We start from the raw sequence: 25,877 nt of genomic DNA on the forward strand, positions 1-25,877 counted from the left end.
ACATCCTGAAAAATTAATTTCAAGCGAAAACAATCACGTGAACAGATGATGATGATGTCAATAAAATGCGAAAAACTAGCCGATCCCCGCGTGTAGCCGCCCCCTCGGTGAACATAATCGCCAAAGGGACCCGCGAAAATGAGATTCATTCTCATTTGATAGGTGATTGATTTCGAAGGAGGGAGCGATATTGATTGACATCACAAAAAAGCCCACCAGATGGAGGGCTTCAGGGAAAATTATTTCTCGGCGGACATCGCCTTTGCTTCGTCTTCCAGCTTTTTCTTTCTGGCTTCGGTCTTAGGCTTCAACTTTTCAGCTTCCGCAATGATTTCGTCGGCTGTTTTATTATTTAATATCGCCAAAAGCATTCGGTTTGCAGCATCTAAGTCTCTTCCCTTGTGAAGGTCATAGGTCTCTATATCGGAGTACTTGCCGATAGCGTTAAGGGCAGTATCAAGTTCTTTCCGCTTTTCAGGCGTGAGGGGCTCATTGACTTTTTCAAGAGAATATTTTGTAGACTCAATAGAAGTCCCATCAATCTTAGGTGCCTGGTCACAGCCAGCGAGAGCTAGCACAACCACCATCGGCAACAAATAACGTTTCATTACGCCTCCTGCTTATTAGATATTGCGTAATGTTACCGTCATTGCCTGATGATAAATAGCCCTGTGCATTATCGGTGGCACTCAGTAAATACCACAGTCCGCATCCGGTCGAGCCACCGCACGGCATGCCTTTGGCGTTCTTGGTGGCATGATGACTCCTAGTCAAGATAGAAATCATCATTCAGGTTTCTGCGACGCGCACTGCTGGCATTGTGTGGACAAGCACTTGATATATGCCCCGAGCCACCGCAGTAACCACAATGAAGATTTGCACGCCTCGCTGAACCTCCGTGGGTCTTGGGGCAGTTGGCTAAGGTGTGCAACTGAGAGCCACAGAACGTGCAACGCTGATAACTCATGGCTTACTCCCAGCGCTCTGCGCCCATTTAATTAGCTCTTCCATGCGGGAAGCACACACTTTCATTTCGCTTTGCTTAGTGCGTAATGCTGTCACTGCATCACCGAACGTTGCGCCGGTAAATGGTGAATCATCGCACTGCTGCAGCAGCACCGCTGGCGGTAGGACGTAAATCATTTGCGTGGCCTGTGGTACCTGCCTGTCCGCGCAGGATGTCGAGAGCAGCACCAGGCAAAGGCTGATGGCTACAGTCGCTCGCGTCCAGAATCTCGCGTAACGCTTTGTTTTCTGCATCCAGCTTTCCTTTTAGTTGCCGTTCTTTAGCCAGTTGTGCATCAGTTAGAGCACGCTCAGCGGTAGCGTTATCTTGCAGCGCTAAGATTGCTTTATCTTTGGTGCTCAACTGCCCCACAAGATCACTATTAGCCTTACGAGATAGCTCCAAGGCATTACTTAACGAATGAGCTCTGAACATCAAAACACCAACGGTTAACACCACCAGCAGAGGCCATGACTTAATGATTAACTCCCACCACCAGCGCACGTTCACAAGAGCACCTTGCAGGCTTGCTCAAAGAGTTCTTTGCGTTCTTTCAGCCCGTTCTTACCTCGGTTGATAACAAAGGTGCATTGCACAACGTCGTCAGCATACCGACCACAATTATTCGCCTTCCAGAACCAGCCAGCAGAACGCATGCCGTTTACGTCTTCTTCCAGTAGTTCCGGAGTCGCCACCAAATCAAGCTTCAGGACAGCACCGCAAGCACGGTAGTTATTCAGCCCAGTCGTTTGCATTGGGCCACGCCCGCGATATTTCCAGCCGTCAGATGCCGATCTGTTTCCCATCCTGCCGCCGTAAACCAAGTTGGCGATAGCTTGTTGTTTTGCTGACTGCTGAATCGTCCGTCCCAGTGCAGTACATTGTTGATGGCTCAAACGTTTGGCGGTGGATAGTGGGCCAAAGGTACGCATCAGACCATCGACGCTGTAGTTGAACGATTCAACCGATGCTCTGAAACCATCCGACTCGTGCCCAACCTGAGCGATAAACATCGCCTGTTCGACCGGCTTATTAATGCCAAACTCCGCAAACGTTGCGATAAGGTGCGGATACCAACGCGCAGCTAACCCGGCGCTGATGCCTGCCGCCTTTTGAAATTCGTTTTGAGTCATTTTTTATGCCTGTGGTTTTGAATCGTTGCCGCCACCAAAACGGTTGCCAACATATCCAGAAAGGAACGCGCTGAGTTTTTTCACGCCGACAAACCCAATGAAGCCACCGATGCCCACCGTTAAGGCTTTCGGGACGTCGAAGTAATCCAGTGCTGAGTAAGTTGTCAGAGCCAACGCACCGCACATCAGCCCTTCAAAAATGGTTTCTTTCCAACCACTGCCGGAGTAAGCCATCCGCAGCACAGCCATCACTACAGCCATAATCACGCCGCCAATCGGCACATCACCGCGCCACCAGCTCGCAAACATTTCACTGAATTCCGTCCAGCCATGCGGATTGTTTGGCATTCTCATATCCTCCCCCTGCCGGGGCTGTGCCCGATCGTCGGGTGGTAGAAACAAAAAGCCCCGGCAAACGCCAGGGCGACTTAGTTACTCGGGAAGATTTCCCGCTGTGTTTGTTCGAATCTGTCTGGTTCCAACTCAACCCCCAGCCCAATGCGGCCCAGCTTGATAGCCGCCTTAATCGTTGAGCCGGAACCCATGAAGAAGTCAGCCACGACATCACCTGGGCGACTGCTGGCACTGATGATGTGCTCCATCATTTCAGCAGGCTTTTCGCATGGATGCTTACCGACATAGAAGGCTACCGGCGGATAAGTCCAAACGTCGGTGTAAGGCACCGCAGCAGATACCGTGAAGGTGCGCCGCAATGATTTATATTCCTGGCACAGGTCCAGATATTCACGGTTGAGGGTTTTGTATTCCTTCACCAGCTCATGATGGGGACGATTCAACCCACCAGCCTGATGCTTTTCAGTAGCGATGCGGTCAAATAGTGCCTGAAGCTTGTGATACTGCTCTTCACTCGGTAGCTGCCACTGGCTCTCACTAAACCAATGGCTGGCCATCTGCTTACCGGTCGCCGCGTTGATGTCCTTCGTAGTGACACCAAGAGACTGCCTGGCAGATTTGAAGTAGTCGAGCAGAGGCTTGAATACGTTTTGCTTAAGCTCGGTGCATTTCACCGCGTAGCCGTCAATCTTGGGCTGTAGGGGCCCAGCATAGTGACCGGCGAAAATGATCCGCTCGGTAGCAGGGAAGAATGCGCGTAGCCCTTCTTTATGCTGTCGTTTCCATGCGCCCGAAGGTTTAGCCCATACGATGTGGCTCAGTACGTCGAACCGTTGGCGAACCAGCAGCTCAGTATCAGAGGCCAAGCGGCTACCGCAGAACATATAAAGACTGCCGTTCGGCTTAAGCACCCGCCAGAACTCCACCAGCAATGAATCCAGCCAGGCTAAATATTCAGCCTCGGTCTTCCATTGGTTATCCCAGTCGCAAGACTTCACCCGGAAATACGGCGGGTCAGTAGCGATCAGGTCGATGCAGTCATTAGGCAGGGTTTTGATGTATTCGAGTGTGTCAGCGTTGACAAGACTTGTGCTGGATATCATAAGCGCCCTTGTTTGATAGGCTCGTCCTGCTGTTCGCAGCACGGGCAAAGGTTCGCTTGTGACCATTGACATGAGCAACTGGTGGACAGGGTGTTACCTCACCCTTCCGCCGCCCACTTCACAAACATTAAGGCGAAGCCCCATCTACCAGATACCGACTCACCCCCTCAGATGGGGCACCTGGTTAATTTCGGATGGCGCTTCGCTTTAATTTTTCCATAAAAAAACCCGCTTAATGGCGGGTCGTCCGGTGCTTTATTCTATCTACAATATTTCTTCCAGAACCGATGATTATCCATTGACACATGGTCAGAAATATCGAACCCATCGAGTATTCTTTGAAATATAGGGTCGTTAACATCTTCTCTGTACGTCCGCAACGCCCCATCATTTATCTTCCGCGTAATATTATCTAATCGCCAAATTGTGGCTGCTTTATAGACAATATAGCTTTCGTGTTTTATGAAGGAGTGATCGCCAACATTAAGAATACAAGTATCATCGTGTGGAACGCCAAATTTCACGCTTGAAACATTCACGACCAGGACACTTTGACTATCATTGATTGGATAGTGGACAGGGTCGTTGCAAACAACATGAAGATGTTCACAAGGACCTGAAATCGCTAAGACCGTACCCTTTCGGTAAGGCTGATAATCATCTGTCATGTCAGTTGGGCGCTGAGTTCCTTAAGAAGATCTGATTCTCTCATATTTCTCAATATGTTTTCAGCCTCTTCAACACTTTTTCCTGAAGACAGAAGTATATCTCTCGCGTAGATGGGAAGTCTTGACTTACCAGGGTCACGCCACTCAGGACAGACCTCTTGCAAATGCGTCAAGTTAGCCAAGTCAAACCGGTCATAATGACCATAAGACTCGTAGACGCTATCCATAATTTTAATGTCGGCACGGCTTAACTCACCAAGCTCGTCAAACCAGTCAAAATTCGCAGGCCGTTCCTGCAGGACAACATCGATGCCTTTCTTATCTAAATAACTATTCCAGTCCTCTCCTCCCTTTCGATTTGTTCTTCGAATCAAATCTAAGGTCTCGGACAAGATAGGGCCAAATTGCATGGAGTACATTTTATCGCCACTCATCATATCACCATATTTTACAAGCGATTGACGGTCAGACAGATAAAGAAGCTTCATTAGCTTGAGATAAGCCATGCGCCCGTCGCTCTTCAGCAACAGGTAGGCAGCCATTTGGGCTACTTTCTTTTCGCAAAACATACTTACCTCCACTTCCAATTTGACAAGGTAACTTCATATGTTGGTCTAGTTACCTAATACGTATTGTAATAGCCCGGGCGATAATTAGGCAAGGTTAACTTGTTCATTTTAGCGTCTAGTTCAGAGCATTTACATTACGTTTAAGCGGAGATATCTGCACGTTCAAGCACATTACCATTAAGGTAATGCACATAGTCGACATGTTCGGTGCATGATCGTGCGTTATTGTGTGGAATGCAGGTAAGAAAGTAACTTTCGTGCGCAACAAATTTGCGTAAAAAAACCCGCTCAAAGGCGGGTCATTCTGTTGCATCGCTTGATGGTACAGCTTCGCGAAAGCATACCTGTATTATGCAGTTTCTTTGGCTATTTTCAAGTTATTTTTGCAATTTTCTTCATTTTCAATGCAGATAGCTGCACGAACGGCGAAGAACACCGAAGAATTGAATATTTCAATGCACCAACGCACCCTGTCATCCACCTGGTCGCGTGTCAGCCATGGGGCGTAATGATTTTGCATATAGCGCCCAAGTACTGACACGGTATTGTTGCGGCCCGTATAGAACAGCTTGCCAATCACATAGACCGGGTTGTCATGTTTCATAGACGCCAGTACCGCTTTTTCCATGAAGTCGCATTCCTCCCCTACATCAGCAGCCACCAGCATTGATTCCAGAGAGCGTTGAGGCCAGAGGATGGTGGTTGCCTTCTTTAATTGTTCTTCACCGCGATAGCCGAGTGTGCGCAAGTCCGCCATTACTTTCACGATACGGGCCGCACTTTCATCGTCCCACTGTTCAGGCATGATTTGCCCCCATACGCCGTTGCCGCCGCTGCACTTCAACTTCCCATCAGTATTGCCGCCGTACATATCACCCCAGGCGTTTAGTAAGGAGGTGATCCACAATGTTTGTAGACGGGTCAGTCGCTGGAACTTGCCCAGGTACTTCTTGCGAGAAACACCGGCAACAGTTGTCCATGCGTTGTGTTTTATTTGTCGTCTCTGATTCGGGGTCATGCTGCCTTCTCCTGCTTCAATGCTTTGCGCTTAGCTTTATATGTGTCGCGGATGCCTTCATAGTCACTTCGGCCTAACTTGCTTACCTTGGGTGGTGGCCCCATCAACCGGTCAAAACGTGCCTGGCCTATTTTGGCTATCAGATTAGGGCGGTATTCACTCAGATTCGCGGACTTGAAGTTGTTACAGACCGAGCACTGCTTATGGCAGTTATCTTCATCAAAGCGCAGCTCAGGATTGCTCCCTACGGTGCGGTAATGCCCGGCATGGTATTGGCCTTCATGGTGGCGACCGCAGCTGATACATGGTTCATCTGCGTCACGTTCGCGGATATACGCGTTGAATTCCGTCTGGGCCAGGTTGATGAAATAACGCAGAGGCTTAACCGCCAGCTTGCGAATCTTCAGCTTGTCCTTACGTACCCTTTCCTCCTGGCGTTTGCGTGCGTCACGCTGGTAGTGCATCGCGCAGAGCGGGCCGCAAACTTTCTGCAAGTACTTCTCCGGCGTAAATGTCGTTCCACACTGAGCACAGACCTTGTCCTTGTACTGCTTGGGCTTAGTTGGCTTTTTCATTTTTTCCCTCACGGTGGAATATCCACTCGTAGACCTCTGAGCCGTTAAGCAGCAGATCGTTGAAGTCGCCAGATTTAGGCCAGCGGACTGAGACTTGTTGGAGATCGTTTTTTGCCAAGAGATTGGCACGAGCGCATTCAAAGGCGGCGGCGTGGCCCGTAGCAGATGCGTCAGCATCAGCGAAGATGATCAGACGCTGTACGCCACGGGGTACGCGGAACTTCTTCATGAAAGTGGCGTTCAGCGTCGCCCAGGTGTTGCACTGGGTTATTTGGTGGCAGGAAAGCGCGGTCTCTATACCTTCTGCGATACCCAACGTTGCAGACGGCGGAAACATACGAATGGCAACAGAGGTGGCGTGTTCAAGGTAGCTGTCCTCTTGCAGTCGCATCATTTTCTTCGGTGCGCCAGCAACGGTGGCTTTCTGGTCGCCGTCCAACAGGGTGCGGTGCAAGTAGCACAGTTCGCCCTTGTCGTCCGTTGCCAATGCATAGATAGACTGGTATTCACCACCGGCAGCGCGTTGACGATCGCAATAACGCACGTTCTCGATCGGCAGGCTGGTGATACCTCGCTGTTTTAGATAGCGGTCAGCGCCAGTGCCGCGTAAACCTGTTAACCCTGCAAACTTGCAGCTGACGCGTTGCCGTTGGGAGGCTATACCAGAAGAAGGGCCACCAGCCTGATAACTCTCTTCCGGTGAATATGTGCGCCCCACCAGCTTATCGACCTCTGACGCCAGCGTTTTGAAGTCCTTCCCGGTAGCGCCGGTTAACAATGCCCAACCGTCACCTGCGCCGCATGAACAAATGTAGGAGCCGGTCCCGTTCTTATCGTCACAACGGAACTTCCCCTTACGCCCACACAGCGGGCATTCCCCCTTAAAATGTTTTTTGCCGGTAATCGGTGGTAAGCCGTAGAAATCGAATATTTTTGACCAGTGACCTATAGCTGCCTGTTTGGTATTCATGCGGCTTTCCCCTGCTTAGATTTTGCGTAGGCAATCTGTGTTGATTTGATGAAGTTGCTCACCACCGGCGTGATAGCCATTGGCGTTCTGTGCAGCCCGTTGGGCCATGTGTCGAATTTTTTTCGGTAGACGTGCGAGCACCAGCCATCGCTAACAGGTTTACCCTGTGCGCTTCGGGTGCGTTGGTAATAGAGGATTTGACTCCACCAGGCTTGCTTAACTGCCGTGGTGACTACTTCCTTGGCTTGCTTAACTTTCTTGAGCCCGCGTGTTTTGTCAGTGTCGATGTCTTCACCAGCGATCGGCTTGAAACCACATTTCGGGCAGATGTATATACCGACCGGTTTCACGTAATGACATTGGGTACATTCTTTCGGCAGGCGTTCCGGCAGTTCGGTTCTGACCACACGGGCCGGGGCATCCTCCATCCCGTCAGACGTGGCAGGCAGGTAGTCATATTCGATATCGTCGGGATAGCCCATCTGATGGACGGTGCCGGTATGGTCGAAGATGATGCAGTGATCTTTCCCTGGCGCAGGGCGCAGACCACGGCCAAGAATCTGAATCCAGCGTATTTCTGATTTAGTCGGGCGGGCAAAAATGATGCAGCGGACGTCACTGTCAAAGCCAGCCACCAGCACCCCAACGTTGATGATGATCTTAGTGATGCCCTGTTCAAAGCGGCTGATCGTCAGTTGGCGTTCTTCATGGGGTGTTGATGCCGTCATAACCTCAACCATTACACCCGCCCGGCTGAATTCAACGGTCACGTAATTGGCGTGGGCCACGTTGACGCAGAAACAGATCGTCGGGCGGTCTTCGCCATTCTCCAGCCAGTTCTTGACGATATCGCCCACCAACGTCGGGTCACTCATGACCTCGCCGGATTGCGTTTCGTTGTAGTCCCTGCCATAACCTGCTTGTACCGACGTTTTCACATCGCTCATGTCAGGGTGTGATGGTGCGTAAAATTCGTATTTGCTGAGTGCGCCAATTGCGATCAGCTCTTTCATCGTGGTCGGTTTGATCAGCTTCTGGTAATACGTCCCAAGCCAGGCGGAGAACGGTGTACCGGACAGGCCGATAACCTTCACGTCGGTGTTTCTCGTCAGGTGGTCGATGATTTCCAGAATCTTTTTGCGCTTCAGGTGGGCTTCATCAATGATCAGCAGATCGATGTTTTCCGGGAAGTCACGACGGATAAGCGTATCGGCAGAGGCAATTTGAATAAGGCGGCCCGGGTCATAGGCCGGGTGGTCACGCCAGATATAGCCAATCTCTTCAGCAGGCAAGCCGTACTCAATGAAGCGGTTAGCTGTTTGGTCAAGCAGGACGGTATACGGGGCCACAAACATTATGCGCATGTTGCGACTGATGAACCCGCTGGCTATAAGCGCAGCGATTGCCGTTTTGCCGAACCCTACCGGCGCATACATCATGAATGAGTCGTGTTGCTTCCATGCCGAGCGCAGCATATTCAGTGCAACAATCTGTTTTTCGCGTGGCTGGATGGTAAGCATCATCGTTTCATTCCTCGTTTTATCGTCTAGCCGTCTAAATTTCCGTTTGGCGCTTTTTAACAACTCGATCCCTTAAAGATCTTCCCTCTGGTAAAGCCTGTTCCTGCCCCCACACCCCAACCCGATCACCCCCCTTTCCCCCCTCTTACCCTTCCCCTCTCCCCCGTTTAAAAAAAAAACCGCTAAAAATTTTCATGCCGCTTTCCCGTTCTGCCCCACCAGCGGTGGCGCTGTTGTTAATCCCTGGCCTGCCCGTGAATACCGTTCGACGTAGGTTCTGAGCCGTGTATTCGCTGCCCTGCGGCCCGCGTTGTCTTGCTGGTATGAAACCTCTGCGAGGTCAAATGCAGCCTGGTAAGCCTCCGCGTATGCGAGCGCAATCTTTCCGCGTTGCGCAGGCGGTAACATGCCAAGCTGTTCTTGAATCCATACGGCATCCTCACGGCAAAACACCGTGGGCATGACGGTTCGAACAAACGCTGCAGACTGCATACGCTTACCTCACGGGTTTAGGTTCCTCTGCGGGGCAGAACACGCTGTAAAGCAAGATGACGTGCTCCTGGAACGTTGCCATCAGGCGGTGAGTGTTCTCGTCCAACGCCTGACGTTCAACGTCGTCAATCTCGCCGTCTTCAGTGAATTTGCGGACTAATTCGGAGTGCTTGCCGATGTATTCGATAGCTTCCATCAGCTTGCTGTTGATATCGTCGCGATCGATATCCTCTACTTTCGGCAGAGGTACGTTCACGCTGTGCGATTGACGGGATACGGCGTCGGCAAAGTGCGTATTTCCACCAGCACGCTGCAACACCATGAACCAGCCAATCGGAAAAATTTGATTGCTGTTTGGGCGAAGACGGTTAAACAGCGCGTCCTCAGTAACTCCAAGCCAGTTAGCTGCCTCTGCATAACCGCCAGGCAGACCAGTGATGATTTTACGGGCGGCACTGATCACCCATTCAGGCTGTTTCTCTGCCTGCCAATCCGGCGCTTTTTGCTGTGACACAGTTGTATTCCTCGGGCTGTGGTTACATCGTGCAGACCTTTAGGCCATACTTCGATACATCAGGTGTTAGGCGGCTTTCTCTTTCAGAACTGCAAACACCAAAACTTCTTTTGAAACAGGCTCAATGCCTGAAAACTTACGGGTAGCCTTCTCAATTCTCTCGGCCATATCGGGAGAGGCACGTCGATTGCTATAAGCGATCTGGTCCAGGTACCCGGTAGAGGTTCGAGAGAGCTGAGCAAGACTTTTCCAGTCGGCTTTTGAAGCTGACTGCCTCCAGCGGAGTAAATCGTTGCTCATTAAAATTTACCTTCGTGGTTAAAGATAAAGTGAGTTTATCTTTGTGATAAATTTTATGCAAGACGAATTTATCATTGCGCATATTTATCATTTTGCTAATAGATGGGAACATCTAGGAATGGAAACTAAAGACATACGCCGCAATAACTTGCGCGACCTGATGGACAGCTACGTTCAGGCAGGTAAAACGAAGGCCGAGTTTGCAGAGATGGCAGGATTGCCACCAGCACAGCTAAGCCAGCTAACAAGCAGAACACCGGCACGCAATGTCGGTGATATCGTTGCGCGTAGAATAGAGAAGAGTTTGTCATTACGTCATGGGTGGCTTGACGTGCCGCATGATGTTACAGAGGCACCACACAACAAAGAATCAGGGCAGGTACCCTCCCCGACTAATAATTACAGCTTAAATACTGTCGGAAACAATTATACTGATCATCCATACAGGATAGAGCTGTTGGATTCGGAACATAGTTGTGGGGGCGGCCATATGAATAATGATTATCCTGATATAGTTCAGTCCATTGAGATTGATCCTGAATACGCAAAGAGGATGTTTGGCGGCAGGCCTGCAGAGTCATTGAAGATATCAACTGCATCAGGTGACAGTATGAAAGGGACTATATCGCCAGGTGAACTGGTAGTTATTGATGTTACGGTCCATTCTTTCAAAAGTGATGGGATTTATGCGTTTACGTACGGCGCAGCATCTCATATCAAGAGACTACAGATGGTCAAAGATAAGCTGGTAGTTATCAGCGACAACACCTCTTATGAAAAATGGGAAATTGATCGTAGCAATGAAGATCAGTTCCGCATAGAGGGTTTTATCGTTGGAAAATGGCTTATGGAATATTCCCGTTTAGGCTAAAGCGTTCCCCTACCCCCATCCTCCACATCAAAAATGCCAGCTTTTAGCTGGTTTTTTTTCGTCCACGTCAAAATTGATAAATTGATTTATCATTGAATATCAAAAAGTTAATCTAAAATCCCTTCTAGCCCACTATTTATTTATCATTTTGGTATTTACCATTATTTATCTTTGAGATAAATTAACTCCCATCAACACCGCAACGCCACCAGCAAACCACCGCCACAAACGTTACGGGAATGGCAGGAAGCCAACAGGAACACGCATCAGGTGAGCGACGTAATCACCCACAGACCCCGAGAGGGACCGACCTGTTTCGTTCTTTAAGGAAAGAGTGGATTTACCCTGCCGCTGCCAATACGGGGCGGTAGGCATAAGACCACTGAGGAGTAACACGATGAGCGACACCGAATTCCAAGGTAGTGCAGGCCCGTGGCGATACGACGCTAAAACCGGTCGCCTGTTAGACAGGAATGATGAGGTTATTTGCGGCTTCCGAGCCGAGTCTGACTTCTCCGGCTGCACTGATGCCATTCACGGCACGTTATTAGCAGCAGCGCCCGCCCTGCTGGAAGTCCTGCAAGAAATTATCAGAGGTAGCAACAGCATACGCCTTGGCAAAGCAACAAAAGCTAAGGCAATAGAAGCCATCAACAAAGCGCTGAACTGGGAAGGCGACGAAAACTGGATGGATGATGAGGACTCATGAAAATCATCTTAACCAAGCGCTGCCGCCGCAGGGCGCGACGGGAGATGCGTGCTATTCGATGTGCGGCAATTCGCAAGTTCGGCCATAGCGACGTTTCCAGCTACCTGAATCGCCTGGTGCGCTGGTACTTCTGAATTAAATAGCCCCGGCTGCAGACGCCAATCTTTGCCGGGGCATGACCAGTAGAACGGAGATTCAACATGATCAATCTGAATGTTAACACAATCGTTGTAGACGGTATGCGCACTGCCCCATCCGTGCAGGCCGTTCGCCTCACCTTCTTTGCCCGTCTGCGCAAAATCCTCTGCCAGAAAGGCCACCCGCTCTAATAGCTTTGCTGTGTGTAGTCTTTGGCGGCCAGACCGAACTTCAACCCATGAGGAGTGAAGATAATGTTCATAGGCTGGTCGCCCTTTTTCATAGAGAAAAGAACTTAGGCATCCATTAACCATGGAGGGCGTCACCCGGCCTGAGTTCTTCTCTGTATGTGACGAGGAGAAATATCATGTCAGAAAATAAAAGCACCCCATTTAGCCAACAACTGGCTTATATCAACCGTGGCGCACTCGATGCCGAACTTACCGAAGCGCTCACCGAGGTAATTAAACAAGTCCGCGAAACTGGCAAGAAAGGCGCTATTACTCTGACGCTTAATTGCCAGATGTTGAACACCCGCGACGAAAACACAATGAAGATCACGCCCAACATCAAGAAATCCATTCCTGAACTTGATCGGGCTGACACCATTATGTTCTCAACCGCAGACGGCGACTTAATGCGTGATGATCCATCGCAAGTGCAGATGGATTTGAAAGTGATTGATACCAAGCCTGCCACTGCGCCTATTAAATTAGCGCAGAACAGCTAACCCCCCCCCCCAACCATCCATAACTGGAAAGGATATTAAATGGACATTACCAACAATAATGAATCCGTTAAGCATATTGCCGAACTGGCAGTAACAAATAGCTTAATTAAAACTGACATTCCCTACGCAATTGTACCGCGTGATTACCGGGTTGAATCACTGAAAGACTTCATCGTTGATGAAGAACAGGTTAAGCAACACGTTGCTGTTATCTCACCCTCATCGTTAATTGGCTATGTAGTCCGCTTCAAAGATGAGCGCAGTGTTATTTTCGCCGACACTGAAAACACTCGCTTCCGCGCGGTGCTTGACTATCACTTGGATGGCAAAACACCGTTCAAAAATACGCACGTCGTTACATATGACTGCCCTCTGTCCGATGAGTGGAAAGCGTTTAATAAATTTGACGCTGAAAAAATGGATCAGGTGACGTTTGCAGAATTTATTGAGCAGTATATTAACTGTATTGCGCCAGCCTCTGATTCAAACCTCACATCAGGCAACGCACTTTTAGAAATGGTACTGGCCTTCCAGGAAACACGCACATCTGAATTTAAAGCGGTCACTCGTCTGAATGATGGCACATATCAAATGGCTTTCAGTAACGAAAAAACTGGCAGTGGCAACACGCAACTGCCGGAAAGAATCGCTCTGGCCATTTCACCATTCCATAACGGCACGCCATATCAGATTGATGCTCGCATTCGCTACCGTCTCCGCGAAGGGAAGCTGGCTCTCTGGTATGAGCTGATCGACCCGAAAAAAATCATTGAGCATGCGTACAACGAAATTCTAGTCGACCTGCAAAACCAACTGCCGGACGTGCCTCTTTTCGAAGGCCGCATTTAAGCCTGATTAAATCCCAATAAAGTGAAGCCTTATGCGCCGCCGTGTGTGGCGCATAGTGAAGCATTTTCACCCCTCAGAATGGATAGATAAATTATGGCAACTTTAAGTCAGCGTTATTCAGCAAGAGAAAGCATTGGCTCGGATATTGCGACAAGGAAAACATTTTTAGTACCTCTGGATGAAATTTATATAGAGGAGGGTTTTAACGTTCGTGAACTTTCTCAAGAAAATATTGAGGGGTTTAGGGACGCGTGGATGGCTGAAAATGAGTATATTCCGCCATTAGTTGTTGAGGTTACTGAGCGAGGCGTAAAAGTTATTGATGGGCACCACCGGTATAGCGGTGCGTTGCTTGCAAGAGAAGCTGGCCACAATCTTGTGCGTATTGAATGCAAGGATTTTGCAGGCTCAGAAGCCGATAAAATCGCCCTAATGATTACTAGTTCTCAAGGTAAACCACTCTCTCCAATTGAGCGTGGAGCGGCTTATCAGCGGCTTGTGAACCAGGGCTGGACCAACGCAGAGATCGCCAAAAAAGTTAAGCGGTCTGAGTCTGACATTCTCCAGCACCTTCAATTGCAGGAATGCACCCCATACGTTAAAAGCCTGGTTCGCACCGGTTCAATGAATTACGCCCTGGCAATCAGCATCAACCGCGAGCACGGCGTTTATGCTGACAAAGAAGCCGCTAGATTAATGAAAAAGGCAGAGGACGCTGGTAAGACGAAAGTCACTAAGAGCATCGCCCAACCACAATTCAGCGCCAAAAAAGCCCGCCGGATGCTGGAGTTGCTCTTTGACGCCGTTCCCATTGTTAATGGTGATAGCGACATGCTTATGCTTTCCAAAGGCAGCAAAGACGAGGTGATGCAGATAATCAGTGATTATCGCAATGAAGCCCACCAGCAATGAGCGTCAATTTGAACAACGCGCCTTCGTGGATAACCGCCAAGGCGCTGGAAATATTAAACCAGTTCAGCGCCTGTCAAATATTCCCCAGAAAAACCCACGGTAAAAAATACTTCACCTTCCGGGTTAATAAGCGTTGGCGGTTACTTTCAAAAGATGACGGCCAGAATTGGCAGTTGCTTACCCACAATGATTACAACTCAGTAATCGGTAATTAATTTACCTTATTGGAAAACGTCAAATGACCGTAACCGTGAATTCTTATTTCTGCGGCGCTGGCCTTATGGATGTAGGACTGATGAATGCAGGCATTACAGTTAAACAAGCTTTCGAGCTGGATGCTGACGCCTGCAAAACCTATCGCCACAACCTTGGTGATCACGTTAAGCAGTGCGATATCAGTCAAGAGCTCGTATTCGAACAGGGTGCCAGTGATGGGATGGTCTTCACCTACCCATGCACCAAGTACAGCACCATTGGCGACATTCACGGGGTGCGAACCGGTGATGACTTGTTTCTGCATGCGCTACGCCATTTCGCGCTGGCACAGCCTGAATTCTACGTGATCGAGAACGTGCCTGGAATGCGAGCCTTCCCGGTTGTGATGGAAGCGATGACCCGCATGCCTGATTACTTCATCCAGGTGTTTTGTCCTATCCAGTCCGAAACGTGGCTACCACAGCGCCGAAACCGATTAATCATTATCGGCACCCGGCGTGCGTTTTCCATCAGGCCCCCTGAGAAGTTCAAGCCGCTGTCCTTGAGTGCTGTTTTGGAAGAAGACCCACAGGTGACTTTGCCAAAGGCCATCAAGGCGAGACTCAGTGGCTCATACCGGGATTTACCGATTATCAGTGACCCGGCACGCGGAGATATCGCCCCAACGTGTGTGGCACATTATGCGAAGGATAAGAGCACTCGACTTGTTGTCGATAAACGCTTCCCTGACGGAGTTCGCCCGTATTCAGTGCGTGAATATGGTCGCCTGCAGGGTGTACCTGACTGGTTCAGATTTCCCGTGTCAGATACCGCAGCGTACAAGCAGATTGGCAACGGGGTGAGTATTCCCGTGGGCGTCTGGATTGGGGCAGAAATGATTCGCTACATGAGGCAACGCAGAGGGTCTCAATATGGTTAAGTTCACGCAAACCTTCATTCCGTGTCGGCAGTTCAAGTACAACCCTCAACGGAATACTTGCAGAGGCCCCGGAGGGTAGGAATGCAAAAAATTGAGAACAAGCTTAAATAGATTAGGAAATAACGATATAATTGTGCGTATTGCGAGGAATAGAGTCCAAGGAGTAAAAATTGAGCGCTACGTCGATACAGTCTTCGTTGGAAATTATGAATTTTATATCCAAAATCATCGTCCCGCTAGTTGTAGCAGCATTCGCTGCATATTTTTCTGCCAAATTTGCTCTAAATAAGTTCTACAAGGAAAAATGGTGGGAGAAGCGTCTGCAAACTTTCACCGAGATCATCAATATTGCGTATCGAATCAAAATGGCTAATGAGTACCTCCTGGATTGCGAATATGAAAAAATGGAAGGTTTAGAATCAAGATTTAAGCCGCATCCTAAAGAAATTGAGGAGAAGTTGTTAGCCGCATACTGGCTTGACCTTCAAGAGCTTGAAAGAATAGCACAATTAGCTGATTTCACATTAACTGCAAATGTCAAAATCATTTTAGATAACTTCGTAAGTGCCAGAAAAAGAATAATGGATGACTGTTACGACGATGCTCTTAGCAGTTTAGAAGCATCTGAAAGGGATTTCGAGCTTACAAAAAAGTTACTTACTGACCTAGTCTCAGAAGCTAAAAAAGAGTTAAAAATTCATTAACTCTCTGAGATTTTCCTTAAAATTTCTTATAAAGCCCGCTGCTAAGTGGGTTTTTTTATGCCTGGAGAAAAGTTGATGAACCATTTAATGCTTGACCTTGAAACTATGGGTAAGAAGCCCTGCGCTCCTATTGTGGCCATCGGAGCCGTACTCTTTTCACCGCGCAACGGCGAACTGGGGGAATCGTTCTATACCGCTGTTGACCTGCAAAGCGCTATGGCCAATAAGGCGACACCTGACGCCGATACGATTATTTGGTGGATGAAGCAAAGCAGCGAAGCCCGCGCGGCGATCTGCGTTGAAGGTGCGCCGTCGTTGCTGTCTGCGTTGTATGACCTGAATAAGTTTATCCGGGCCAATGCCGCCAATCCTCGTAGCCTGCGCGTATGGGGGAACGGCGTTGTATTCGATAACATTATCCTGCGTGAGTCTTACCAGCGTGAATGCGTTCCGTTACCGTGGGAATGGTACAACGACAGAGACGTGCGCACTATCGTCGAGCTTGGCCGCGAGGTTGGCTTTGATCCTAAGCGTGATATGCCGTTTGACGGCGAGCGTCACAACGCCTTAGCCGATGCTATCCACCAGGCGAAGTATGTTTCCGCAATTTATCAGCGCCTATTTTCAGGCCACCAGCAAGATTAAATCAAGGGGGGTTCATGAATAATAATAAAGAAGGTTCAGAGCTGGATTTGCTAACCCCAGAAGAGGTATGCAAACTTATTGGAGGGGTTACTACTAAAACTTTGAGGGATTGGAACAATAATCACCGTCACCGGCAGATTTTAGCGCCCATTCGGTTTACACATAAAGTAGTCCGATATGAGCGCAAAAATGTTTTGGCTTTTATTGCTAAATGCAGAAGCGCTTATTAACGTTTCTTTCTTAACAACGCGACCTGAGCGAGTATGCTAGTCTCATGGGCTTCAAAGGCCAGCCGCTTTAATGCCATTTCTTCGTTTAAAATCTCATCCGAGAAATCATAGAATTCCCCCATCGGGTCTGATTCCTTGTCAGAGTGATGCATGCAAAGAATGCTAATTTCTTTCGAGTCACTGCGAGAATGTCCCTTGTTACGCATCGCAGCAATGATATTGCTCTTGAGGAATTTACGGCACATTGTATTGAATGCACCTTCCTTTCCCTTCACAGTGCCATCGTGTCTAACACCCTTCACGGCGTTCTCTGGGCTGTATGTTTTGATAAGCTTGTCCAGAGAACGTTTGGCGAATGGTTTTTCCGGGTCACGCGGCTGAAGGAAAACATACTCTTTATTGCACCCTTCTACAGAATCCCTCCATTTCTTCTGCTCATCCAAAATTTGCCTGATACCAGGCGTGATTGGGAGTCGGAATTCCTTCTGCGTTTTCATCGCCCCTCTCATACCAATCACACCAGCAGGATAGACAATCTCTCCCGCCTCTTCGTTAACAAAACTCCATCGCAAATTTCCGACATTGATCGGGCGAACTCCCGTAAGGATCATATACCTCATGGCATTTTTTTGATGCACTGAGCTGGCGGCAGCTATGTTCAACCATAGACCGGCGATCGACTCAATATCGGTGTAAAGACGGGTCGGCGTCGGTTTCTGTACCCGTGAAGATATATAATCGCTTGGCAAACTTGCGGCTACATTACGTCCATTGCAGTATCGCGGCGCACCAAATTTCCAGAAGCGTCGTAGTTCTGCTGATAACTCCAGAGCTTGGTTATTGGACTTTGTTTCAATCCAGAGGTCGAGAACCTCAAGCAGCCTGTTGTACGTTATATCGCTGAAAACTTCACGCTCACCAAATGCGGCGGCAATCTGCTTTGTCCTGGTGCAGTAAGTTTTATAACTATCCTGCCCCAGCTTTTGACGCTCAACCTTCGCCTGTAAATCCCCTTCATATTCTTTGATGGCCATCTGAACTGACTCAGCCTTCAAGCCATTATCCGCAATATCCTTCGCCTTTTCCCTGGCAATCTGAATAGCTAATTCTGGCCACTCCCCTAACTTTTTACCCTTCAAACCCATCTTTTTAGGGAACTCAGCATAGAACGTAACCTTTCCTGCTTTACTGAAATCTATACGGAGATAGTTGTCCTTTTCGTACTTCGAGCGCCGAGCCTGCCCTACGTGCGCTAAAATGATTTTGGCAGCAGTAACACAGATTCTTATGTGTGAGCTTGCGTATGGTGGTTTGCAGTCCTCCCAACGCGCAGATGCGGCTAAGAACTCATCATTATTGGGGTTATCCTGCATCTGTGTTACAGTGCGCGGCATTGATATTTCCTTGTATCAGAGGCCACCAGCTTGAAGCTCACACATGAGGTTATATCTGGAGGCTAAAAAGGGCATGTGTTGCCATTCTGTGTTGCTGAACATGGTTTTTCAATGTTTGAAATACTGTATAAATATACACATAGTGCGGAATCGTGCGCAATAGGAAATGCAGATAACTGCATGATTTAAATAGAATAAAAGCGTAAGTGATTGATATGGCTTTACTAATTACAAAGCGGTGCATCAACTGCGACATGTGCGAACCGGAATGCCCAAATCAGGCCATTTCGATGGGCGATGATATCTACCAGATCGATACCGATCGCTGTACCGAATGCGTCGGTCATTACGATATCCCAACCTGCCAGCAGGTGTGCCCGATCGACAACACCATTATCGTCAATCCAGAGCACCGCGAAACCAACGAACAGCTGTGGGACAAATTTGTGGTGCTGCATCATGCCGATCGGCTGTGACACAGAAATTCAGATCGACAAGGGCGCCAACAGGCGCCCTTTTTTTCATGGCCGATCGCCGGCTTACCCTTCGATAATCACCGTCGCGCAAGCATAACGGCGTTCATCTGCCAGCGAAACGTGAATGGAGGTGACCCCCATTTGCTGCGCCAGCTCGGCGGCGCGAGCATGCAAGCGGATATTCGGCTTGCCGAGACCGTCGTTGAACACTTCAAACTGATTAAACGCCAATCCGTTTCGTATCCCGGTGCCGAAGGCCTTGGCGGCAGCTTCTTTCACCGCAAAACGCTTGGCAAGAAAGCGCACCGGCTGCTGATGCTGCTGATACACTTCCCATTCGGCATCGCTCAGTACGCGACGCGCCAGGCGATCGCCGCTGCGCTCGACAACCGCTTCGATACGCGCCATTTCAACGATATCGGTGCCCAGCCCCAGCACGGCCATTAGCGGCGCGCTTCACGCATCAGCAGTTTCATATCCGTCACCGCCGCCGGCAGGCCGCACATGACCGCCTGGCCGATAATCGCATGACCGATATTCAGCTCATGCATTTCCGGCAGGGCCGCGATCGGCTGAACGTTATGGTAAGTCAGGCCGTGGCCAGCGTTGACCTTCAGACCTTTCTCTGCGGCGTAGGTGGCGGCAACGGCGATACGATGCAGCTCGGCTTTGACCGCCAGTTCGCCTTCAGCTTCCGCATAAGCGCCGGTATGAATTTCAATGTAAGGGGCGCCCACCGCGACCGCTGCATCAATTTGGCGATGATCGGGATCGATAAACAGCGAAACCAGAATACCGGCCTGCGCCAAGCGTTCAACGGCGATGGCCATTTTTTCCTGCTGCCCGGCAACGTCCAGCCCACCTTCGGTCGTCACTTCTTCGCGTTTTTCCGGTACCAGACAGCAAAAGTGCGGTTTCAGCTCAACGGCGATATCCACCATTTCATCGGTCACGGCCATTTCCAGATTCATGCGCGTCTGGATGGTCTGGCGCAAAATGCGAACATCGCGATCGGTGATATGACGACGGTCTTCGCGCAGGTGCACCGTGATCCCGTCAGCCCCTGCTTGCTCGGCAATAAATGCCGCCTGAACCGGATCCGGATATTGGGTTCCGCGCGCGTTACGTAACGTGGCGATGTGATCGATATTGACGCCCAGCAGCAAATCAGCCATGACAACCCTCTAAAAAACGATTTTCAGTGGCCGTAGTTTACACGCGGGTGCAGTAGCGCAAAAGGAGAAAAGGTCAGGCGTCGTCGACCGGCGTATCCGGCTGTTTACGGACAAACTGACGGAACAGCTCGCGGCTCTTGAGCGGCTTACCGCCCAGGTAGGGTTTTAGCGCCATGCGGGTAAAACGCTTGGCGGCACGCAAGGTTTGCACATCAGGGAACTGACGCTCCGCCAGCGCGCGTAATTCGCGGCCGGTAAAGCTGTAGTGATCCACCACCAGACTGGCGATAAAGCCTTTTTCCTCACGGTAGCGGTAGGTCATGCCATCATCGACCGGCAGACCACTGCCGGCGCAGTGCAGGAAGTCCAAGCCGTAACCCAGGTGATTCAGCAAGGCCAATTCGAACTGGCGCAGTGCCTGCTCCGGCGAAACGTCTTCTGCCGCCAGCGCCTGCAAACATTGCAGATAGTCGAAGAACAATACCGAGTAATTGGCTTCCTGCTCAAGCACCCGTGACAGCAGCTCATTCACGTAGAGGCCGCTGTACAGCATAATGCCGCTGAGAGGTAAACCTAGGGACACCGCTTCGGCGTTACGCAGCGTTTTGACTTCGCCACGACCGCCCCAGCGGACTAACAGAGGGGTAAAGGGCTGCAGACAACCCTTCAGATTAGAACGACGGCTGCGCGCGCCTTTTGCCAGCAAGCGCACCCGTCCATGACCTTCCGTAAACATATCCAGCATCAGGCTGGTTTCACTGTACGGTCGTCCATGCAGGACGAAAGCGCGCTCCCAGCCGTCCATTGGAGAGGTTATTTCAGATCGTCGGTATAGCCCAGGCTACGCAACGCACGTTCGTCGTCCGCCCAGCCCGATTTCACTTTCACCCACAGTTCCAGATGCACTTTGGTTTCAAACATCTGTTCCATGTCCTGACGGGCTTCGATACCGATGGTTTTGATCTTCGCACCTTTGTTGCCGATGACCATTTTCTTCTGGCCTTCGCGCTCAACCAGGATCAGACCGTGCACGTTGTAACCACCGCGCTCGTTCGGCACAAACTGTTCGATCTCAACCGTCACCGAGTAAGGCAACTCTTCACCCAGGAAACGCATCAGCTTTTCACGGATGATTTCCGACGCCATAAAGCGCTGGGAACGGTCGGTGATGTAATCGTCCGGGAAGTGGTGTTCCGCTTCCGGCAATACCTTGCGCGCGATAGCGGCGATGGTATCGACATTCATGCCTTTCTCCGCAGAGATTGGCACCACATCGAGGAAGTTCATCTGTTGACTGAGGAACGCAATGTGCGGCAACAGCTTGGACTTGTCGGTGACGTTGTCGACCTTGTTGATCGCCAGCACAACCGGGCATTTCAGGCTGCGCAGTTTGTTGACCACCATTTCATCGTCGGCGGTCCAGTTAGTGCCTTCAACTACGAAGATCACCAGCTCGACGTCGCCGATTGAGCTGCTGGCGGCGCGGTTCATCAAACGGTTGATGGCGCGCTTTTCTTCGATGTGCAGACCCGGGGTATCGACGTAAATGGCCTGATAGGCGCCATCGGTGTCGATACCCATAATGCGGTGACGGGTCGTCTGCGGTTTACGCGAGGTGATGGAGACTTTTTGCCCCAGCAGTTGGTTCAGCAACGTGGATTTGCCCACGTTGGGACGACCGACTATCGCAATAAAACCACAGTATTGTTTTACTTCGCTCATTCAAGCTCCAGATTTTTCAGCGCTTGTTCCGCTGCCGCCTGCTCGGCTTTACGACGGCTTGAGCCGGTACCCATCACGGGTTCGCTCAAACCACTCACCTGACAGTGGATAGTAAACTCCTGATCGTGCGCCTCACCGCGAACCTGCACCACCAGATAAGAAGGTAATGGCAGATGACGACCTTGCAAAAACTCCTGTAAACGGGTTTTGGGGTCTTTCTGCTTATCACCGGGGCTGATTTCGTCCAACCGGCTGCGATACCAGTCCAAAATCAGTCGTTCAACAGTTTGAATATCGCTATCCAGGAACACGCCGCCAATTAAAGCTTCCACCGTATCCGCCAGGATTGATTCGCGGCGGAATCCACCACTTTTCAACTCACCCGGCCCGAGGCGAAGACACTCGCCCAGATCGAACTCGCGCCCCATCTCCGCCAGCGTATTGCCACGCACCAGCGTGGCACGCATGCGGCTCATATCGCCCTCGTCTACGCGAGGAAAACGATGATAGAGCGCATTGGCGATGACAAAACTAAGAATAGAGTCACCCAGAAACTCAAGACGTTCATTGTGTTTACTGCTGGCGCTACGGTGAGTTAACGCTTGCAGCAAGAGCTCCTGCTGTTGAAAAGTGTAGCCCAGCTTCCGCTGTAGCCTATTTATTACGATGGGGTTCATGAGTTACCAATAGATCAAGAATGCGTCAAAAACTTGCAGCATACGGAACAGGCCTGCTTCGCCGAAAGCCAATCCAAAGCTGTTTCGTTTGCAGTGGCTCCCAACAGGGAGCCAACTTTTTATCGCTCGAGCCGGTATTCTACAACGAGTGGAAATATAATGCTGCGTTTATAGACGCCTGATTAATGAATTCCACCGATGCGGCTAAATCTTACGCCGGTAGGCCATTCGCCTTCCTGCTTTTCAAAACTCATCCAGATAGCCGTGGCTTTACCCACCAGATTTTTCTCCGGTACGAAGCCCCAGTAACGGCTGTCGGCGCTGTTGTCGCGGTTATCACCCATCATGAAGTAATGACCCGCCGGCACAACCCATTCCGCCAACTGTTTACCCGGCTGCTGGTAGTAAGCGCCCACCTGATCCTGCGTGCCCGGCACGGTCAGAATATGGTGAGAAACCGAGCCCAGCGTCTCCTGGCGTTCACGCAGACGGATACCGCCCTGCGGCACGTTGTCGCTCAGCGGGATCTGGTAAAAGCCATTGCTGGCTTCGCCCATACCGCTGCGGCTGAACAATTGAACAAAGTCGCTTGGCTGCGCATCGTTGTAAGTCACCGCTAACGCGGTATCGCATGACTGACCGCTATTACAGGATGGCTGAACGGTTACGCGCTTATTGACCGGATCGTAACTTACACGGTCGCCCGGCAGGCCGACTACGCGCTTGATATAATCCAATTTAGGATCCAACGGATATTTAAATACCGCAATATCACCGCGTTTCGGATGGCCGGTTTCAATTAGCGTGGTCTGGGTAATAGGATCTTTAATGCCGTAGGCATATTTCTCCACCAGAATAAAATCGCCAATCAACAACGTCGGCATCATCGAACCGGACGGGATCTGGAAAGGTTCGTAAATAAACGAACGCACCACAAAGACCAGCAGCAACACCGGGAACACCGACGCGCCGGTTTCAATCCAACCCGGCTGCTTCGCCACTTTCGCCAGCGTTTTGTCGTCCACGGCACCCGCAGTCTGCGCATTCACCGCCGCAATTTTGGCGCGGCGGGCAGGCGCCCATTTAAAGCGCTCAAAGGCCCAAATGATCCCGGTGACCAACGTTGCCAGCGCCAGGATCAGGGCAAACATATTCGCCATGCAAACTCCCTAATTACGCGAACTAATCGCTCTTACTTACTGTCTTTGCCAACGTGCAGAATGGCCAGGAACGCTTCTTGCGGCAACTCTACGTTACCGACCTGCTTCATACGTTTCTTACCGTCTTTCTGTTTCTGCAACAGCTTCTTCTTACGGCTAACGTCGCCGCCGTAGCATTTTGCCAGAACGTTTTTACGCAGCTGCTTCACCGTGGAGCGCGCGATGATATGGGTGCCGATCGCCGCCTGAATGGCGATGTCGAACTGCTGACGAGGGATCAGCTCTTTCATCTTCTCCACCAGCTCGCGGCCACGGTATTGCGCATTGTCGCGGTGGGTAATCAGCGCCAGCGCATCCACACGCTCGTTGTTGATCAGCACGTCGACACGCACCATGTCAGAGGTCTGGAAGCGCTTGAAGTTGTAATCCAGCGACGCATAACCGCGTGACGTAGACTTCAGGCGGTCGAAGAAGTCGAGTACCACTTCCGCCATCGGGATTTCGTAAGTCAGCGCAACCTGATTGCCGTGATAAACCATGTTGGTTTGCACGCCGCGTTTTTCGATACACAGCGTGATGACGTTACCCAGGAATTCCTGCGGCATCAGCATGTGACACTCGGCGATCGGCTCACGCAACTCTTCGATATTGTTCAGAGGCGGCAGCTTGGACGGGCTATCAACGTAAATCGTCTCTTTGCTGGTAGTTTCCACTTCATACACTACCGTCGGTGCGGTGGTGATCAGCTCCAGATCGTATTCACGCTCCAGACGTTCCTGGATGATCTCCATGTGCAGCAGGCCGAGGAAGCCACAACGGAAGCCGAAGCCCAGCGCGGTGGAGCTCTCTGGCTCATAGAACAGGGAGGCGTCATTCAGGCTCAGCTTGCCCAACGCATCGCGGAAGGACTCATAGTCGTCGGAGCTGATCGGGAACAGGCCTGCATAAACCTGCGGCTTCACTTTTTTGAAGCCCGGCAAGGCCTTGTCCGCCGGCTGGCGCGCCAACGTCAGGGTATCACCCACCGGCGCACCGAGGATGTCTTTGATTGCACAGACCAACCAGCCTACTTCGCCACAGTTCAACACGTCGCGATCGACACGCTTCGGCGTGAAGATACCCAGACGATCGGCGTTGTAGGTTTGGCCGGTGCTCATGACTTTAATCTTGTCGCCCTTGCGCATGGTGCCGTTTTTAACGCGCACCAGGGAAACTACGCCCAGGTAGTTATCGAACCAGGAGTCGATGATCAGGGCCTGCAGTGGCGCATCCGGATCGCCTTGCGGCCCCGGGATATCGCGCACCAGACGTTCGAGCACTTCCGGCACGCCAACACCGGTTTTGGCGGAACAACGCACCGCGTCGGTCGCGTCGATGCCTACGATATCTTCAATTTCCTGCGCGGCGCGGTCAGGATCGGCAGCCGGCAAGTCAATTTTGTTCAGTACCGGCACCACTTCCAGATCCATATCCAGCGCGGTGTAACAGTTAGCCAGAGTCTGAGCTTCTACGCCCTGCCCGGCATCGACCACCAGCAGCGCGCCCTCACAGGCGGCCAGTGAGCGCGAAACTTCGTAAGAGAAGTCAACGTGCCCTGGGGTGTCGATAAAGTTGAGCTGATAGGTTTGACCGTCCTGCGCCTTATAATCTAGCGTGACGCTCTGCGCTTTGATGGTAATACCGCGCTCGCGCTCCAGATCCATAGAATCGAGCACCTGCGCGGCCATTTCACGTTCGGTCAAGCCACCGCAAATTTGAATGATGCGGTCGGACAGCGTCGACTTACCGTGGTCAATGTGGGCAATAATGGAGAAATTTCGTATATGCTTCATTATAAAAGTTTTTCTGCCTTGGTATTTCTGAATTACTCGCCTATAGAAACCCGCATGGACCTAAAGCGACAGTGAATGGGTTCGGCCGTCTTGCGCCTGAATCGCTGCATTCTACATGTTACAACACTGAAAACCTAGCGATCGGTGCAGTGAAGGCATTCTATTATGTGCACTTTAATGTTACAGAGCGCCCCGGGTTATGAAAGCCGATGTTAACAAAACTCAGCGTGCTCACAACACCGAGTTGCAACAGCCGTTGCCCTCCGCATTTCTTTCTCCGCCATCGGCGGGATCCG

At 50.6% G+C, this 25,877-nt stretch carries 33 protein-coding genes; 13 read left to right on the forward strand and 20 right to left on the reverse strand.

Annotated elements, in window-relative coordinates; genetic code table 11:
- Window positions 1-239: 239 nt before the first annotated feature.
- The 12 genes from H0S68_RS18825 to H0S68_RS18880 all read right to left on the reverse strand — a co-directional run bounded on the left by H0S68_RS18825 (window position 240) and on the right by H0S68_RS18880 (window position 10,222).
- Window positions 240-608 (reverse strand): DUF6694 family lipoprotein, encoded by a 369-nt coding sequence (locus H0S68_RS18825; RefSeq protein ID WP_410528938.1) that lies wholly within the window; start codon window positions 606-608, stop codon window positions 240-242.
- 488 nt (window positions 609-1,096) lie between these two features.
- Window positions 1,097-1,516 (reverse strand): hypothetical protein, encoded by a 420-nt coding sequence (locus H0S68_RS18830; protein ID WP_261157324.1) that lies wholly within the window; start codon window positions 1,514-1,516, stop codon window positions 1,097-1,099.
- Window positions 1,513-2,139: a glycoside hydrolase family 19 protein gene (locus H0S68_RS18835; RefSeq protein ID WP_261157323.1), complete on the reverse strand. Its 627-nt coding sequence runs from the start codon at window positions 2,137-2,139 to the stop codon at window positions 1,513-1,515. The genes H0S68_RS18830 and H0S68_RS18835 overlap by 4 nt, the downstream gene beginning before the upstream one ends.
- 3 nt (window positions 2,140-2,142) lie before the next feature.
- Complete coding sequence (locus H0S68_RS18840) at window positions 2,143-2,493, reverse strand: phage holin, lambda family (RefSeq protein WP_261157322.1); 351 nt, start codon at window positions 2,491-2,493, stop codon at window positions 2,143-2,145.
- A 74-nt stretch (window positions 2,494-2,567) separates the two neighbouring features.
- The gene (locus H0S68_RS18845) at window positions 2,568-3,596 is read right to left on the reverse strand and encodes a DNA-methyltransferase (protein WP_410528939.1); all 1,029 of its coding nucleotides are present in this window, start codon (window positions 3,594-3,596) and stop codon (window positions 2,568-2,570) included.
- Between the two features lie 664 nt (window positions 3,597-4,260).
- Complete coding sequence (locus tag H0S68_RS18850; RefSeq protein WP_410528940.1) at window positions 4,261-4,833, reverse strand: Panacea domain-containing protein; 573 nt, start codon at window positions 4,831-4,833, stop codon at window positions 4,261-4,263.
- Window positions 4,834-5,182: 349 nt separating this feature from the next.
- Window positions 5,183-5,851 carry a hypothetical protein gene (locus tag H0S68_RS18855; RefSeq protein ID WP_410528941.1) on the reverse strand — a complete coding sequence of 223 codons (669 nt, stop codon included), beginning with the start codon at window positions 5,849-5,851 and terminating at the stop codon, window positions 5,183-5,185.
- Window positions 5,848-6,426, reverse strand: a complete 579-nt coding sequence (locus H0S68_RS18860) for a recombination protein NinG (protein ID WP_410528942.1) — start codon at window positions 6,424-6,426, stop codon at window positions 5,848-5,850. Before H0S68_RS18860 ends, H0S68_RS18855 begins: the two co-directional genes overlap by 4 nt.
- Window positions 6,410-7,396 (reverse strand): toprim domain-containing protein, encoded by a 987-nt coding sequence (locus tag H0S68_RS18865; protein ID WP_129941338.1) that lies wholly within the window; start codon window positions 7,394-7,396, stop codon window positions 6,410-6,412. The genes H0S68_RS18860 and H0S68_RS18865 overlap by 17 nt, the downstream gene beginning before the upstream one ends.
- Complete coding sequence (locus tag H0S68_RS18870; protein WP_410529472.1) at window positions 7,393-8,916, reverse strand: DEAD/DEAH box helicase family protein; 1,524 nt, start codon at window positions 8,914-8,916, stop codon at window positions 7,393-7,395. Before H0S68_RS18870 ends, H0S68_RS18865 begins: the two co-directional genes overlap by 4 nt.
- A 496-nt stretch (window positions 8,917-9,412) precedes the next feature.
- The gene (locus tag H0S68_RS18875; protein ID WP_261157317.1) at window positions 9,413-9,922 is read right to left on the reverse strand and encodes a YmfL family putative regulatory protein; all 510 of its coding nucleotides are present in this window, start codon (window positions 9,920-9,922) and stop codon (window positions 9,413-9,415) included.
- Between the two features lie 66 nt (window positions 9,923-9,988).
- Complete coding sequence (locus H0S68_RS18880; RefSeq protein WP_410528943.1) at window positions 9,989-10,222, reverse strand: transcriptional regulator; 234 nt, start codon at window positions 10,220-10,222, stop codon at window positions 9,989-9,991.
- Between the two features lie 55 nt (window positions 10,223-10,277).
- On the opposite strand from H0S68_RS18880, the gene H0S68_RS18885 reads away from it, so the two are divergent.
- The 12 genes from H0S68_RS18885 (at window position 10,278) to H0S68_RS18940 (ending at window position 17,145) form a co-directional block, all read left to right on the forward strand.
- Window positions 10,278-11,093: a helix-turn-helix transcriptional regulator gene (locus tag H0S68_RS18885; protein WP_410528944.1), complete on the forward strand. Its 816-nt coding sequence runs from the start codon at window positions 10,278-10,280 to the stop codon at window positions 11,091-11,093.
- Between the two features lie 397 nt (window positions 11,094-11,490).
- Window positions 11,491-11,802, forward strand: a complete 312-nt coding sequence (locus H0S68_RS18890) for a hypothetical protein (protein ID WP_410528945.1) — start codon at window positions 11,491-11,493, stop codon at window positions 11,800-11,802.
- Entirely contained in the window at window positions 11,799-11,936 is a 138-nt protein-coding gene (locus tag H0S68_RS18895) for a hypothetical protein (RefSeq protein WP_410528946.1), read from the forward strand. Before H0S68_RS18890 ends, H0S68_RS18895 begins: the two co-directional genes overlap by 4 nt.
- Window positions 11,937-12,002: 66 nt before the next feature.
- Window positions 12,003-12,131 (forward strand): hypothetical protein, encoded by a 129-nt coding sequence (locus H0S68_RS18900; protein ID WP_410528947.1) that lies wholly within the window; start codon window positions 12,003-12,005, stop codon window positions 12,129-12,131.
- Between the two features lie 176 nt (window positions 12,132-12,307).
- A complete protein-coding gene (locus H0S68_RS18905) occupies window positions 12,308-12,670 on the forward strand; it encodes a hypothetical protein (protein WP_410528948.1) in 363 nt (120 codons plus the stop codon).
- A gap of 39 nt (window positions 12,671-12,709) precedes the next feature.
- The gene (locus tag H0S68_RS18910; RefSeq protein ID WP_129941331.1) at window positions 12,710-13,519 is read left to right on the forward strand and encodes a DUF2303 family protein; all 810 of its coding nucleotides are present in this window, start codon (window positions 12,710-12,712) and stop codon (window positions 13,517-13,519) included.
- Between the two features lie 93 nt (window positions 13,520-13,612).
- On the forward strand, window positions 13,613-14,431 hold the full coding sequence (locus H0S68_RS18915) for a ParB/RepB/Spo0J family partition protein (RefSeq protein ID WP_182825051.1): 819 nt from the start codon (window positions 13,613-13,615) through the stop codon (window positions 14,429-14,431).
- The gene (locus H0S68_RS18920; protein ID WP_410528949.1) at window positions 14,428-14,646 is read left to right on the forward strand and encodes a hypothetical protein; all 219 of its coding nucleotides are present in this window, start codon (window positions 14,428-14,430) and stop codon (window positions 14,644-14,646) included. Before H0S68_RS18915 ends, H0S68_RS18920 begins: the two co-directional genes overlap by 4 nt.
- Before the next feature lie 23 nt (window positions 14,647-14,669).
- Window positions 14,670-15,566: a DNA cytosine methyltransferase gene (locus H0S68_RS18925; RefSeq protein WP_410528950.1), complete on the forward strand. Its 897-nt coding sequence runs from the start codon at window positions 14,670-14,672 to the stop codon at window positions 15,564-15,566.
- A 170-nt stretch (window positions 15,567-15,736) separates the two neighbouring features.
- Window positions 15,737-16,270 carry a hypothetical protein gene (locus H0S68_RS18930; protein ID WP_182825048.1) on the forward strand — a complete coding sequence of 178 codons (534 nt, stop codon included), beginning with the start codon at window positions 15,737-15,739 and terminating at the stop codon, window positions 16,268-16,270.
- Between the two features lie 75 nt (window positions 16,271-16,345).
- Entirely contained in the window at window positions 16,346-16,915 is a 570-nt protein-coding gene (locus H0S68_RS18935) for a 3'-5' exonuclease (RefSeq protein WP_410528951.1), read from the forward strand.
- Between the two features lie 14 nt (window positions 16,916-16,929).
- The gene (locus H0S68_RS18940) at window positions 16,930-17,145 is read left to right on the forward strand and encodes a helix-turn-helix domain-containing protein (protein ID WP_182825044.1); all 216 of its coding nucleotides are present in this window, start codon (window positions 16,930-16,932) and stop codon (window positions 17,143-17,145) included.
- Here the strand turns inward: H0S68_RS18940 and H0S68_RS18945 are convergent.
- Window positions 17,142-18,539, reverse strand: a complete 1,398-nt coding sequence (locus tag H0S68_RS18945) for a tyrosine-type recombinase/integrase (RefSeq protein WP_410528952.1) — start codon at window positions 18,537-18,539, stop codon at window positions 17,142-17,144. The two genes, H0S68_RS18940 and H0S68_RS18945, sit on opposite strands and share 4 nt — an antisense overlap.
- Window positions 18,540-18,754: 215 nt before the next feature.
- On the opposite strand from H0S68_RS18945, the gene H0S68_RS18950 reads away from it, so the two are divergent.
- Window positions 18,755-19,015 (forward strand): YfhL family 4Fe-4S dicluster ferredoxin, encoded by a 261-nt coding sequence (locus H0S68_RS18950; RefSeq protein WP_041414859.1) that lies wholly within the window; start codon window positions 18,755-18,757, stop codon window positions 19,013-19,015.
- 63 nt (window positions 19,016-19,078) lie between these two features.
- On the opposite strand, the gene acpS is transcribed toward H0S68_RS18950, so the two are convergent.
- The 7 genes from acpS to lepA form a co-directional block, all read right to left on the reverse strand.
- Window positions 19,079-19,459 carry a holo-ACP synthase gene (gene acpS, locus H0S68_RS18955; protein ID WP_020828251.1) on the reverse strand — a complete coding sequence of 127 codons (381 nt, stop codon included), beginning with the start codon at window positions 19,457-19,459 and terminating at the stop codon, window positions 19,079-19,081.
- Window positions 19,459-20,190: a pyridoxine 5'-phosphate synthase gene (gene pdxJ, locus H0S68_RS18960; RefSeq protein WP_046372886.1), complete on the reverse strand. Its 732-nt coding sequence runs from the start codon at window positions 20,188-20,190 to the stop codon at window positions 19,459-19,461. Before pdxJ ends, acpS begins: the two co-directional genes overlap by 1 nt.
- A gap of 73 nt (window positions 20,191-20,263) precedes the next feature.
- Window positions 20,264-20,995: a DNA repair protein RecO gene (recO, locus tag H0S68_RS18965; RefSeq protein ID WP_410528953.1), complete on the reverse strand. Its 732-nt coding sequence runs from the start codon at window positions 20,993-20,995 to the stop codon at window positions 20,264-20,266.
- An 8-nt stretch (window positions 20,996-21,003) separates the two neighbouring features.
- On the reverse strand, window positions 21,004-21,912 hold the full coding sequence (gene era, locus H0S68_RS18970) for a GTPase Era (protein ID WP_020828254.1): 909 nt from the start codon (window positions 21,910-21,912) through the stop codon (window positions 21,004-21,006).
- Window positions 21,909-22,589 (reverse strand): ribonuclease III, encoded by a 681-nt coding sequence (gene rnc, locus H0S68_RS18975; RefSeq protein ID WP_041414862.1) that lies wholly within the window; start codon window positions 22,587-22,589, stop codon window positions 21,909-21,911. The genes era and rnc overlap by 4 nt, the downstream gene beginning before the upstream one ends.
- Window positions 22,590-22,771: 182 nt before the next feature.
- Window positions 22,772-23,749 (reverse strand): signal peptidase I, encoded by a 978-nt coding sequence (gene lepB / locus H0S68_RS18980; RefSeq protein WP_128865102.1) that lies wholly within the window; start codon window positions 23,747-23,749, stop codon window positions 22,772-22,774.
- A gap of 32 nt (window positions 23,750-23,781) precedes the next feature.
- On the reverse strand, window positions 23,782-25,581 hold the full coding sequence (gene lepA, locus H0S68_RS18985) for a translation elongation factor 4 (protein WP_020828257.1): 1,800 nt from the start codon (window positions 25,579-25,581) through the stop codon (window positions 23,782-23,784).
- Window positions 25,582-25,877 lie beyond the last annotated feature (296 nt).

The sequence above is a fragment of the Serratia sp. AXJ-M genome (genome assembly GCF_046531865.1).
Classification (GTDB): domain Bacteria; phylum Pseudomonadota; class Gammaproteobacteria; order Enterobacterales; family Enterobacteriaceae; genus Serratia; species Serratia liquefaciens.